This window comes from Aeribacillus sp. FSL M8-0235, assembly GCF_038000355.1.
GTDB classification, from domain to species: domain Bacteria; phylum Bacillota; class Bacilli; order Bacillales; family Aeribacillaceae; genus Aeribacillus; species Aeribacillus composti.
Map to the genome: position 1 here is coordinate 730,669 of NZ_JBBOBW010000001.1, position 12,953 is coordinate 743,621.

9 protein-coding genes are annotated in these 12,953 nt (G+C 41.6%); 6 read left to right on the forward strand and 3 right to left on the reverse strand.

All coding sequences use genetic code 11. The features are described from left to right. Both NSQ71_RS03605 and NSQ71_RS03610 read left to right on the forward strand, forming a co-directional pair. Positions 1-1,788: an L-fucose isomerase gene (locus tag NSQ71_RS03605; protein ID WP_063389244.1), complete on the forward strand. Its 1,788-nt coding sequence runs from the start codon at positions 1-3 to the stop codon at positions 1,786-1,788. A 25-nt stretch (positions 1,789-1,813) separates the two neighbouring features. Then, a complete protein-coding gene (locus tag NSQ71_RS03610) occupies positions 1,814-3,463 on the forward strand; it encodes a ribulokinase (RefSeq protein WP_130156712.1) in 1,650 nt (549 codons plus the stop codon). Between the two features lie 287 nt (positions 3,464-3,750). Here NSQ71_RS03610 and NSQ71_RS03615 read toward each other — a convergent pair whose 3' ends face one another. The 3 genes from NSQ71_RS03615 to NSQ71_RS03625 are packed head-to-tail and all read right to left on the reverse strand — an operon-like array spanning position 3,751 to position 6,299. Next, entirely contained in the window at positions 3,751-4,932 is a 1,182-nt protein-coding gene (locus tag NSQ71_RS03615) for an acetyl-CoA C-acetyltransferase (RefSeq protein ID WP_063389242.1), read from the reverse strand. Continuing rightward, positions 4,933-5,586: a CoA transferase subunit B gene (locus tag NSQ71_RS03620; protein WP_063389241.1), complete on the reverse strand. Its 654-nt coding sequence runs from the start codon at positions 5,584-5,586 to the stop codon at positions 4,933-4,935. Between the two features lie 17 nt (positions 5,587-5,603). Further along, entirely contained in the window at positions 5,604-6,299 is a 696-nt protein-coding gene (locus NSQ71_RS03625; RefSeq protein ID WP_445684683.1) for a CoA transferase subunit A, read from the reverse strand. A gap of 116 nt (positions 6,300-6,415) precedes the next feature. On the opposite strand from NSQ71_RS03625, the gene NSQ71_RS03630 reads away from it, so the two are divergent. The 4 genes from NSQ71_RS03630 (at position 6,416) to NSQ71_RS03645 (ending at position 12,803) form a co-directional block, all read left to right on the forward strand. After that, positions 6,416-7,297 carry a LysR family transcriptional regulator gene (locus NSQ71_RS03630; protein ID WP_144598057.1) on the forward strand — a complete coding sequence of 294 codons (882 nt, stop codon included), beginning with the start codon at positions 6,416-6,418 and terminating at the stop codon, positions 7,295-7,297. 551 nt (positions 7,298-7,848) lie between these two features. Beyond that, positions 7,849-9,996: a hydantoinase/oxoprolinase family protein gene (locus tag NSQ71_RS03635; protein ID WP_340732923.1), complete on the forward strand. Its 2,148-nt coding sequence runs from the start codon at positions 7,849-7,851 to the stop codon at positions 9,994-9,996. 22 nt (positions 9,997-10,018) lie between these two features. Continuing rightward, positions 10,019-12,298 carry a hydantoinase B/oxoprolinase family protein gene (locus NSQ71_RS03640; RefSeq protein WP_066246781.1) on the forward strand — a complete coding sequence of 760 codons (2,280 nt, stop codon included), beginning with the start codon at positions 10,019-10,021 and terminating at the stop codon, positions 12,296-12,298. 4 nt (positions 12,299-12,302) lie between these two features. Beyond that, entirely contained in the window at positions 12,303-12,803 is a 501-nt protein-coding gene (locus tag NSQ71_RS03645) for an acetone carboxylase subunit gamma (protein WP_144598056.1), read from the forward strand. The last annotated feature ends 150 nt before the right edge of the window (positions 12,804-12,953 follow it).

Here is a 12,953-nt window from a genome sequence, read left to right on the forward strand (position 1 = left end):
ATGGCAAAAGATCCACGATATGTAGGAAATCTACCAAAGATAGGAATACGCCCGACGATCGACGGCAGAAGAAAAGGAGTTCGTGAATCATTAGAAGAAACAACAATGAACATGGCAAAAGCTGTAGCTAAATTACTGGAGGAAAATGTTTTTTATTATAATGGACAGCCAGTGGAATGTGTGATTGCAGATACATGTATTGGAGGAGTAAAAGAAGCGGCAGAAGCAGCTGAAAAGTTTGCAAGAGAAGGCGTTGGCGTTTCGATTACTGTTACTCCATGCTGGTGCTATGGAACTGAAACAATGGATATGGATCCTCACATTCCGAAAGCAGTTTGGGGATTCAATGGAACAGAAAGACCTGGCGCTGTCTATTTAGCTGCTGTTCTAGCAGGTTATAACCAAAAAGGACTTCCTGCCTTTGGAATTTACGGTAAGGATGTTCAAGATGCAGGAGATACGAATATACCTGAAGATGTAAAAGAGAAGCTCATTCGTTTTGCAAAAGCAGGACTGGCTGTTGCTATGATGAAGGGTAAATCTTATCTCTCCATTGGATCTGTATCAATGGGAATTGCAGGAAGTGTTGTGCAAGAAGACTTTTTCCAAAACTATCTTGGAATGAGAAATGAATATGTTGATATGAGCGAATTCGTGCGCAGAATTGAACTGGAAATTTACGATAAAGAGGAATATGAAAGAGCCTTAAAATGGGTGAAGGAAAACTGTAAAGTTGGTCCGGACAACAATCGCGACGGCTTTAAAAGAACAGAAGAGCAGAAGGAAAAAGATTGGGAAATCAGCGTAAAAATGGCTCTTATCGCACGCGACTTAATGGTTGGCAATAAAAAATTAGAAGAAATGGGATATGGAGAAGAAGCTCTAGGAAGAAACGCCATTGTTGCTGGTTTCCAAGGACAGCGTCAATGGACCGACTATTTCCCAAATGGAGATTTTATGGAAACGATTTTAAATTCATCTTTTGACTGGAACGGAAAAAGAGCGCCATATATTTTTGCAACGGAAAATGATAACTTGAACGGCATTTCCATGTTGTTCGGCTACCTTTTAACTAATACGGCGCAAATTTTTGCCGACGTGAGAACTTATTGGAGTCCGGAGGCTGTCAAGCGGGTAACTGGCTATACTCTTGAAGGGAGAGCGGCAAACGGAATCATCCATTTAATTAATTCTGGAGCGGCTGCATTGGATGGAACAGGAGAACAAACAAAAGACGGCAAACCAGTTATTAAACCATACTACGAATTGACAGATGAAGATATTAAAAAATGCTTGGAAGCAACACAATTTAGACCTGCTTCAACTGAATACTTCAGAGGCGGCGGATATTCAACTGACTTTTTAACAAAAGGCGGCATGCCTGTAACGATTTCGCGCTTAAATATTGTTAAAGGGCTGGGTCCTGTTCTGCAAATTGCAGAAGGATATACGGTTGATTTGCCGGAAGAAGTTCATGACGTGCTTGACAAACGGACCGATCCAACTTGGCCTACCACTTGGTTTGTTCCGAATCTAACCGGAGAAGGTGCATTTAAAGATGTTTACTCGGTTATGAATAACTGGGGAGCCAACCATTGTTCCATCAGCTATGGTCATATTGGAGCCGATTTAATCACGCTGGCATCCATTCTTCGCATTCCGGTAAATATGCACAATGTACCTGAGGAAAAAATATTCAGACCAGATGCTTGGAGCATGTTTGGAACAAAAGATCTTGAAGGCGCTGATTACAGAGCATGTAAAAACTTTGGGCCGATCTATAAATAACAAGTAACAAAGGAACGGGATGCTTATGAAAAAATACGCAATCGGAGTAGATTTTGGGACTGAATCTGGAAGAGTTGTCTTAGTAGATGTTGCAACTGGTGAGGTTGCTGGTACTCATTCCACACAATATAAACATGGAGTCATAACGGAAACTCTTCCTCATAAGCAGAAGAAGCTGAAAAACAGTACAGCTCTTCAGCACCCGCAAGATTATTTAGATGTGCTGGAAACGTCCATCCCGAGAGTGTTAGAGGATTCCGGGGTGAGCAAAGATGATATCGTCGGCATAGGAATTGATTTTACATCCTGTACAATTCTGCCTGTCGATGAACAATTAACACCATTATGTTTTCAGGAAAAATGGAAAGATGAGCCGCATGCATGGGTAAAATTATGGAAACATCATGCAGCGCAGCCAGAAGCAGATACAATTAATCAATTAGCAAGCGAGTCGAATGAAGAATGGTTAAAGCGTTATGGTGGAAAAATTTCGTCAGAATGGATGCTGCCGAAAATATTAGAAATTATACATGATCGTGAGGAGCTCTATCATGAAGCGGCATTGTTCCTTGAAGCAGCTGATTGGCTGACGTCGCTGATGGTCGGTGAAGTGAAACGAAATAGCTGTTCTGCCGGCTATAAAGGAATGTGGCATAAACAGGAAGGCTATGTAAGAAAAGAATTTTTAAAAAGACTTCATCCATTGATGGAAAATATTTATGAAACAAAACTGTCGGGTGAAGTGGTTCCGATCGGCAGCAAGGCTGGCGAGCTGACGGAAGAGTTTGCAGCAAAAATTGGACTAAAACCAAAAACACCGGTTGCCATTGGAATTATAGATGCTCATGCTGCTGTTCCAGGTGCAGGAGTTACCGCACCTGGAAGCATGGTTATGGTTATGGGAACCTCCACCTGTCATATGCTGTTAAGCACAAAAGAAGAGTTTGTCGAAGGAATCAGCGGAGTCGTCGAAGATGGAATAATCCCTGGCTACTACGGATATGAGGCAGGCCAGGCTGCTGTTGGCGACATTTTTGCATGGTTTGTCAAAGAGCTTGTGCCGGGTTATGTCGAAAGAGAAGCGGAGGCCAAAAATCTATCTATTCATCAATATTTGGAACAAAAAGCCAGCACATTGCCTCCAGGATCAAAAGGATTGCTGGCATTGGATTGGCATAATGGAAATAGAACTCCGTTAGTTGATGCCAATTTGTCAGGTTTATTAGTCGGTCTTACGCTGAATACAAAACCTGAAGAAATTTACCGTGCATTAATTGAATCAACAGCATTCGGGACACGCTTGATCATTGAAAGCTTTGAGAATGCAGGAATCGAAATTAATGAATTGGTTGCATGCGGCGGACTGCCTCATCAAAATGAAATGCTCATGCAAATATATGCAGATGTAACGGCAAGACCAATCAAGATCGCATCTAACAAAATCACATCAGCCATCGGAGCTGCAATGTTCGGAGCTGTTGCTGCAGGATCAAAACTAGGTGGATACGATACGATCGAAGAAGCAGCAGCAAATATGGCCAAATTAAAAGACAAAGTTTTTTATCCGAAACAGGATCACGTAGAAAAATATAATTTGTATTATGAAGAGTATAAAAAATTGGTAAACTATTTCGGCCGCGGAACGAACAATGTGATGAAAAAAATAAAAAATTAATACAAAATACGGGGGTGTCTAATAAGTCGCTTTTACGGCTTATTGATGCCCCCTTTAATGTTTTGAAACGTTGATATATCGATGTTTATGATTTTTTGCTTTCAATGGGGCCTGATTTTATGGAGGCTTCTTTTTTTTTGCACTGGCGCACAAAACTACTGATGCTAAATGTTTTAATAGAATCAAAGCTTGATGCAAAATGGCGATTATGTTTCTATTAAATCAATATAATAATTAGTTTGGTCAAATTCACTCTTTTTGTTTATAGGTTTCAAATTATATCCATTTTATTTTACTTCAATCATCACGGCATCTCCCTGACCGCTTCCAGAACAGATCGCTGCGATTCCAATCCCTCCTCCGCGACGGCGTAATTCGTACGCTAGTGTCAAAAGAATACGCGCGCCGCTTGCGCCGATTGGGTGACCAAGGGCAACAGCACCGCCATTTACATTCACTTTTTCCGGATCGATTCCCGCAATTTTTATACTAGCGAGTGCAACGACTGCGAATGCTTCATTAATTTCGAACAAGTCGATATCATCGACAGATTTCCCCGTCTTTTTCAATAGCTCAAGAATGACAAGGCCCGGTGTTATTGGAAAATTTTCTGCTTCAACCGCAACTTCTGCATGGCCAATGATGGTTGCAAGAACGTTTTTACCTTCTCTTTTTGCCCGTTCATCGCTCATCAGTACAAGCGCTGCAGCTCCATCATTAATTCCAGGTGCGTTGCCGGCTGTAATCGTTCCATCTTTGTCAAATACAGGAGGTAATGTTGCCAGAATCTCTTTCGTTGTGTCTTTTCGCGGTGATTCATCTTTATAAATGACAAGCGGGCTGCCTTTACGCTGTGGAATTTCAACCGCTGCAATCTCTTCTGCCATCTTGCCTTCTTCGATTGCTGCAATTGCTCTTTTATGGCTTCTCACAGCCCAATTGTCCTGTTCTTCACGCGATATTTCATACTCTTTCGCAATTTTGTTTCCGTACGTCCCCATATGAACACCAGTAAAACTGCATGACAGGCCATCATGAATCATTAAATCAACCATCTGTGCATTACCCATTCTTAACCCCCATCTTGCGTTCTTCAATGCATATGGAGCGTTTGACATTGACTCCATGCCGCCTGCCAAAATGATTTCTTCGTCGCCTGCCCGAATGATTTGATCAGCCATTGTTACACTGCGAAGACCGGATGCACAAACTTTATTCACTGTTTCTGTTTTAATGCTCCAAGGAATACCTGCTTCACGTGCTGCCTGGCGCGACGGGATCTGTCCCTGTCCAGCCTGAAGAACATTTCCGAAAATGACTTCATTCACATCTTCAGGCTTTACTTCTGCTCGCATTAAAGCCTCTTTCATCGAAATACCGCCAAGCTGTGATGCTGTTAATTGAGCAAGCGATCCGTTAAATTTTCCAATCGGGGTACGCGCTCCTTCTAAAATAACTGTCTTTACCATTTAATTCACCTCCGAAAGTTCAGGAGAAACTGTGAATTTTGCCTCTGTTTTTGCTATCACTTCATCAACTGAAACACCATCCATTGTTTCAATCAGCACCATCCCTTGATCTGTAAAGTCAAACACGGCTAAATCGGTAATCAATCGATGGACGACGCCTTTTCCAGTAAGTGGAAGTGTACATTCTTTCTTCACTTTCGATTCCCCGCTCTTGTTCAAATGTTCCATAATGACGATGACGCGTTTCGCACCGTTTACAAGATCCATTGCTCCGCCCATACCTTTGACCATTTTTCCTGGAATCATCCAATTGGCTAAATCGCCGTTCTCTGAAACTTCCATACCTCCTAAAATAGCAAGATCAATATGTCCTCCACGAACCATTGCAAATGATTCGGCACTGTCAAAAAATGAAGCGCCGAGCACTGTAGTAATCGTTTCTTTACCAGCGTTAATCAAATCGGGATCTTCCTCCCCTTCAACCGGATAAGGTCCAATGCCAAGCAGCCCATTTTCTGAATGTAATAAGATGTTGAAATTGGACGGAATCTCATTGGCAATAAGTGTTGGCATTCCGATGCCAAGATTGACAATCATTCCGTTTTCAATTTCCTTTACCGCACGCTTAACAATCTTTAATCGATTGTTAGACATCCTGATCACTCCTTCTTTTATTTAGTAACCACTGTTCTCCGCTCAATGCGTTTTTTATAATTCGTTCCTACCAGTAAGCGTTGAACATAAATACATGGTGTGTGAATTTCGTCCGGATCAAGTTCACCAGGTTCAACAATTTGTTCCACTTCCGCTATGGTGATTTTACCTGCCATTGCGGCAAGCGGATTAAAATTTCGCGCTGTTTTCCGATACACAAGATTCCCATAAGTATCAGCCTTCCACGCTTTTACAAAAGCAAAATCTGCAACGATGGCTTCCTCTAGCAAATATGTTTTTCCGTTGAACTCTCTTTCTTCTTTTCCTTTTGCGATCGGCGTTCCGACACCTGTTGCGGTATAAAAAGCCGGAATTCCTGCTCCGCCTGCTCTCATTCGTTCTGCAAGAGTACCTTGTGGTATAAGTTCTACTTCTAAATCGCCGCTTAAAAATTGCTGTTCAAAAATTTTATTTTCCCCGACGTAGGAAGCGACCATTTTTTTGATTTGTTTATTTTTGAGTAGAAGACCAAGTCCCCAATCATCGACACCACAATTGTTGCTGTAAATAGTCAAATTCTTTGTCCCCTTGTCACGTAAAGCTTGAATAGTCTTTTCTGGAATTCCGCACAACCCAAATCCGCCTACAACAATGGATGCACCGTCTTGAATGTCTGAAACCGCTTTCGAAAATGAATTCATGATTTTGTTCATGAACATCTCCTCCTTTCTTTGTCTTATGTAAGAGTTTACATTCCCATTATCTATAAGTAAAATAGATAAAAAGAATACAATTTATTCCAATAGTGAATAAATAAGGGGGGAGTATGGTGGAATTTCGTGATATTCAATCTTTCATTGATGTTGCCAATCATAACAGCTTTACAAAGGCTGCTGAATATTCCTACTTATCACAGCCTTCATTGAGCAAAGCCGTTAAAAAGCTTGAAGCTGAGCTGCGTGTTGAACTGATCGAAAGGTCAACTCGTCATCTCCGTTTGACAGATGCAGGTCAAATTGTATATCAGCAAGGAAAAAAATTGATTGAAACGTTGGAAGAAATGAAAATGTTATTAGATGAACTTTCTAATCTTGCGACTGGAGAGATTAAGATGGGGGTTCCGCCGCTCATTGGAACTTTGTTTTTTCCTTCAATTGCTAGAATGTTTCATCAAAACTATCCGAATGTGAAACTTGAACTTATAGAGCTTGGGGCAAAGGTCATCGAACAATTAGTGGAAGAAGGAGAGATTGACATTGGCATAGTTGTACTGCCTGTAGACGAATCCGTTTTTCATATTCATCCGTTTATTACAGAAGAATTTGTCTTGTTTATTCATCGCGACCACCCAATTGCACAAAAACAAACAGTTTCAGTACATGAATTAAAAGATGAACCGTTTATATTGTTTTCGAAAAACTTCAAACTCCACGATTACATCATCAACACATGTAAAAATGCAGGCTTTACTCCAATTGTTTCATATGAAAGCTCGCAATGGGATTTAATTCTTGAGCTTGTTTCATCAAAACTAGGTATTACTTTAATGCCGAAAATGATTTTTCATAAACAGAACAGCCCCAACATCACGATTGTTCCGCTTAAAGATCCGCCTCTTCTTTGGAGACTCGGCATCATTACGAGAAAAGGCAGATATCACTCATTTGCTTTAAAAAAATTGCTGGAAATGCTTAAAGAAAATCCATTATGATTTTTCAAACGTATTTATCGTTTCGATAATGGGGACTTTCATCAAAGTATCAACTGTTTCCGGTAAAAATTTGAGAACATTCAAACTTGTTTTTTACTTAGAAACAAAATGAAACTGCAGTTATTGTTCATCAAATTTTCCATCATAAAATTAGGACGGTACAATAGTGGCTTTGTCATTCAAGTCGTCTTTGTTGTCCTTGGAAAATTCCTTGTCGTTATTTTTATGTTTACTAGACTAAAAGATGGTCTATTTTTTTACAAAAAATCTCTTGATCGAGCTTAAGCTGTCTGTCGAATAGTATGCAGCAATCAACAAAATTCTATGGGCAAATTGCAACAAATTCTTTTTTAGCTGTATTGTTGTACGAAAAAATTGTAGCGAAACAGTGTAGCGATTCACTACAATTCATCATTCTCTTTCACCATTCTCTAATTTTCGAAAGCCTTTTCTCTTCTTAATTTTTTGATAATTTTTAATATTGGCACGAATGTTGCAAAGTAAAAAGCGAAAACAAAATCAATTTTTGAAAAAAGAAAGGAGAGAAATGGATGGAAGCAGTAACAACTCGCAATGCACAAATACTTGCTATCGATGCAGGGGGAACGATGACAGATACCTTCATTATTGACGACAATGGTGAATTTGTCGTCGGAAAAGCACAATCCACACCTGAAGATGAATCAATTGGTCTTCTCAACTCTGCAAGGGATGCACTAACTTACTGGAACACAACAGTAGAAGAAGAATTTCCTAAATTGCTTGCGGGTGTCTACTCCGGAACAGCGATGCTGAATCGTCTCGTGTCAAGGAAAGGACGCCGCGTCGGTCTGATCGTTAATAAAGGGATGGAGGATTTCCATCGAATGGGCCGGGCGATCCAGGCTTACCTAGGATATTCTTATTCAGACCGTTTACACTTGAATACTCATCGTTACGATCCTCCACTTGTACCGAGAGAATTGACAAGAGGCGTAACAGAAAGAGTCAATTTATTTGGAAACGTTGTCATTCCGCTTTATGAACATGAAGTGGAACCAGCAGTATTGGACCTTCTGGAACAGGATGTCGAAGCAATTGTGATCAGTTTGCTTCATTCTTACAAATATCCGCAGCATGAACGAAAAATTAGGGATATTGCAAAGGAAGTCATGAAGAAAGTCGGAAAAGAAGTGCCTGTGTTTGCATCGGTTGATTATTACCCTGTTAGAAAAGAGTCTCACCGCACAAATACAACCATTATTGAAGCATATGCAGCAGACCCGTCTCGGGAGACATTGTCGAAAATTGATAACATGTTAAGAAATCACGGGGCAAAATTTGATCTTCGGGTCATGGCCAGCCACGGTGGAACGATAAGTACGCGTGCAAATGAACTGGCAAGAACGCTCGTTTCAGGTCCGATTGGGGGAGTAGTTGGCGCGAAATATCTTGGTGAACAACTCGGTATTCGCAATATTGCATGCTCGGATATCGGCGGAACAAGTTTTGATATGGCTCTTATTACTCAAGGGGATTTGAGTATTAATACAAGCCCAGATATGGCAAGGCTTGTACTATCATTACCGCTTGTTTCCATGGATACTGTTGGAGCTGGGGCAGGCAGCTTTGTGCGAGTGGATCCGAACTTCAAATCATTAACACTTGGACCGGACAGCGCAGGTTCGAGAGTCGGCGTTTGTTATCCGGAAGGCGGTATAGAAACGGTAACAGTAACCGACTGCCACGTTGTTCTTGGACTAATCAACCCGGATAATTTCCTTGGCGGCGAGGTTAAGCTATATCCGGAAAGAGCCTATGAAGCATTGAAGAAGCAGGTCGCCGATCCGCTCGGATTATCTGTTGAAGACGCAGCATACGGTGTTATCGATCTGCTTGAGTCGCAACTGCGCAATTACCTTGAATCTATGATCCTTGGAAAAGGGTATTCGCCATCTCAATATGTATGCTTCTCTTATGGAGGCGGTGGTCCGCTTCATACTGCCGGCTACACAAAAGGTCTTGGCTTTGAAGATGTTCTAGTACCGGCGTGGGCAGCTGGATTTTCTGCTTTTGGCTGCGGTGCGGCAGACTTTGAATACCGCTATGATAAAACACTTGATATCAATGTAAACAACGGAGATGAAGACAGCAGTAAGCTGAAGGCAGGTAAAGAATTGCAGGATGCTTGGGATGAACTAATCGAAAAAGTGGCAGCTGAATTTGAGAAAAATAACTTTAAACGACAAGATGTGAGTTTCCGTCTTTATTTCCGCATGCAGTACCAAGGTCAGTTAAACGACCTTGAAATTGAATCGCCGATTCAAAAGTTTAAGGATATTAACGACTGGGAAGAGCTTGTCAAAGCATTCGAAGAAACGTATGCGAGAATTTACGCAAAAGCGGCCAAATCGCCTGAACTCGGTTACAGCATCACAGGAGCAATCGTACGCGGTATTGTTGAAGTGGCAAAGCCGAAAATTCCTGAGGAGCCTTTATCTGGAGAAACTCCGCCGTCAGAAGCGTTTCTTGGCCAGCGTGATGTGTATTGGAAGGGCGAGTGGATCAAAGCAAACATTTGGGAAATGGAAAAATTGAAGCCAGGGAACAAAATCGGTGCATTTTCAATTTTAGAATCACCAGCCACAACGTTTGTGATTCCGCCTGGTTTTGAAACATATCTTGATGAGCATCGCATTTTCCACTTAAAAGAACTTTAAGGAAAAAGGAGGGTATTTTTTCATGACGATTACTGAAAAAACAATACAAAGCCAGAAAAATATTGGTTGGCACGGAAAAACACTCAAGCAAATGCGCAAAGAAATTGATGAAATCAGCCGAGAGACAGGACATTACGCAGGTTTAAAAACATTGCCATTAAAAGAGTCATATCCAATCCGCTATGAAAAGATCTTTTCAAAATTACGGGGAGGAGTTGTGCATGCAAGGGAAACGGCCAAAAGAGTGGCGGCCTCCCCGATTGTTGAGCAAGAAGGGGAATTATGCTTTACTTTATACACTCCTGAAGGAGATTCGATTGTAACTTCTACTGGAATTATCATTCACGTCGGGACGATGGGCGCAGCGATTAAATACATGATTAAAAACGATTATGAAGAGAATCCGGGAATTGAAGACGGAGATATTTTCTGTAACAATGATTGCCAGATCGGAAATGTGCACCCATGTGACGTTCATACAATTGTTCCAATCTTTTACGAGGGCGAGCTGATAGGCTGGGTTGGCGGAGTTACCCACGTAATTGATGTTGGGGCGACTGCACCAGGAAGTATGACCGTTGGACCAGTTAGCCGTTACGATGACGGTTATCAAGTGGCCTGCCGTAAAATCGGTAAAAATGATACGCTCTTAAAAGATTGGCTTATTGAAAGCCAGCGTTCTGTCCGAACAACAAAGTACTGGCTTCTTGATGAACGGACTCGCGTTGCCGGCTGCCATATGATCAGAGACCTTGTCCTTGATATTGTTAAGGAGGAAGGTGTCGACACTTATAAACAATTTATTCGCGAGGTAATTGAGGATGGACGGCGCGGTTTTGTCAATCAAGTAAAAACGTTGCTGATTCCGGGTAAATACCGCCAAGTTTCATTTGTGGACGTACCGTATAAAAACCTAGATGTTCCTCCTTACGCTCGTGTAAACACGATTATGCATGCCCCAACAGAACTGACTGTTCACAAAGATGGCAAGTTCCAAATCGACTTTGAAGGCGTTAACAGATGGGGATGGCACAGCTACAATGCTACACCTGTTTCGATTACGAGCGGAATATGGGTCATGATGTCGCAAACGCTCATCCCGAACGATCGGGTTAATGATGGCGCTTATTATGCGAGCCAGTTCGACTTGCCTTACGGTTCATGGCTAAATCCGGACGATATTCGGACCGCTCACAGCTATGCATGGCACTTCCTTGTATCTGCATGGAGTCCATTATGGCGTGCACTTAGCCGCAACTACTTTGCACGCGGGTATTTAGAAGAAGTTAACGCCGGAAATGCCAACACTTCTAACTGGCTGCAAGGAGGAGGATATAACCAATTTAACGAAAATCATGCCGTTAACAGCTTCGAATCAGCAGCCGAAGGGGTCGGAGCAAGTGCGGTAAGAGACGGTATTAACCATGCGGCAGCCATCTGGAACCCTGAAGGTGATATGGGAGATATGGAAATTTGGGAGCTCGCAGAACCGCTTCTTTATTTGGGACGAAGCATAAAACCAAATACAGCAGGGTATGGAAAATACCGGGGAGGCAGCGGCTACGAGACTTTGCGGATGGTATATGGTGCAAAAGACTGGACGATGTTCTTTATGGGAAATGGCTATATGTCAAGTGACTGCGGTTTAATGGGAGGCTATCCAGCAGCATCAGGATACCGTTTTGAAGCACATGGAACGAATTTGAAAGAACGGATCGAAAAAAGACTGCCTATTCCTACAGGGGGAGACAGTGATCCGGATAATCCAGAATACGATACTTTAATGGAAGCAAAGGAAATTATCCGTGATAAGCAATCCATTACAACAGAAACAATTTTTGAAAATTACGATCTGTATTTAAATTACCTTCGTGGGGGACCTGGTTTTGGGGATCCGCTTGAGCGCAAGCCGAAAATGATTGAGGATGATTTAAATGAAGGACTGCTGCTGCCGCGTTATGCAGAAAGCGTTTACGGAGCAGTTGTCAGCAAAAATGAAAAAGGCAAGTATATCGTTGATGAAAAAGCGACAGAAAAACGCCGCAAAAAAATGAGAAAAGAGCGTCTAAAGCGCGGGGTTCCTGTAAAAGAATGGATGGAGCAGGAGAGACAAAAAATTCTAAACAAAGAAGCGGCTGTACAGGTTCGTCATATGTATGCCGGCAGCTTTGCCTTAAGTGAAAAATTTGCGAATGAGTTTAAACAGTTCTGGAATCTGCCGACAGAATGGCATTTATCAGAAGATGAGTTAGGTGTACCAACCTTCGGAGCAAAAATAAATCATCAGAAAAAAACGGGGTGAGAACATGGCACAATATGATCGTAAGACGATTGAAGAGCTGATCGACGGAACAATTGATTTTTACAAATTAAAAGAAATGCTTTCAAATTTTAAGGATACTGACCGATTTGATAAATATATCAGCATTTTGCAGGAAAGAGTTCCATGGGATGATCCAATTCTATTGCCGGCTGGACTTCACCTTTATATCGTTTTGAAGCCAGATGGCAAACGAGTCGTAAAGTGTGATTGCGGACATGAATTTTGTGAGGCAAGTGACAACTGGAAACTTCATGCGCTTATACACGTTCGTGATACAGAGGAAAAAATGGTGGAGCTGTATCCGAAGCTGCTTGCTCCAGATCCGGAGTGGCAGGTTATACGTGAATACTATTGCCCAAATTGTGCAAGTCAACTGGAGGTAGAAGCTGTAACACCTTGGTATCCAATCTTAAAAGATTTTGAACCAGATATTGATGCATTTTACAATGAATGGCTGAAGCGTCCGATACCTCAAGTGAAATAAACCATCAACCAGGAGTTCGTTTCTGACTAAAGTCTGACACAATCGAACAGCAAGTGGATAACCTAGTGTTTTCATCACAAAGGTTATCCACTTTTATTTAAAGCAGTTTTAAAAAACTATAGAAAGTTGACACATTATTTCATTTTTAGA

What these genes read in the sequence shown, in the direction of transcription:
- NSQ71_RS03605 (WP_063389244.1), top strand. Translation starts at nt 1, where the DNA reads ATGGCAAAAGATCCACGATATGTAGGAAATCTACCAAAGATAGGAATA.
- NSQ71_RS03610 (WP_130156712.1), top strand. Translation starts at nt 1,814, where the DNA reads ATGAAAAAATACGCAATCGGAGTAGATTTTGGGACTGAATCTGGAAGA.
- NSQ71_RS03615 (WP_063389242.1), bottom strand. Translation starts at nt 4,932, where the DNA reads ATGGTAAAGACAGTTATTTTAGAAGGAGCGCGTACCCCGATTGGAAAA.
- NSQ71_RS03620 (WP_063389241.1), bottom strand. Translation starts at nt 5,586, where the DNA reads ATGTCTAACAATCGATTAAAGATTGTTAAGCGTGCGGTAAAGGAAATT.
- NSQ71_RS03625 (WP_445684683.1), bottom strand. Translation starts at nt 6,299, where the DNA reads ATGAACAAAATCATGAATTCATTTTCGAAAGCGGTTTCAGACATTCAA.
- NSQ71_RS03635 (WP_340732923.1), top strand. Translation starts at nt 7,849, where the DNA reads ATGGAAGCAGTAACAACTCGCAATGCACAAATACTTGCTATCGATGCA.
- NSQ71_RS03640 (WP_066246781.1), top strand. Translation starts at nt 10,019, where the DNA reads ATGACGATTACTGAAAAAACAATACAAAGCCAGAAAAATATTGGTTGG.
- NSQ71_RS03645 (WP_144598056.1), top strand. Translation starts at nt 12,303, where the DNA reads ATGGCACAATATGATCGTAAGACGATTGAAGAGCTGATCGACGGAACA.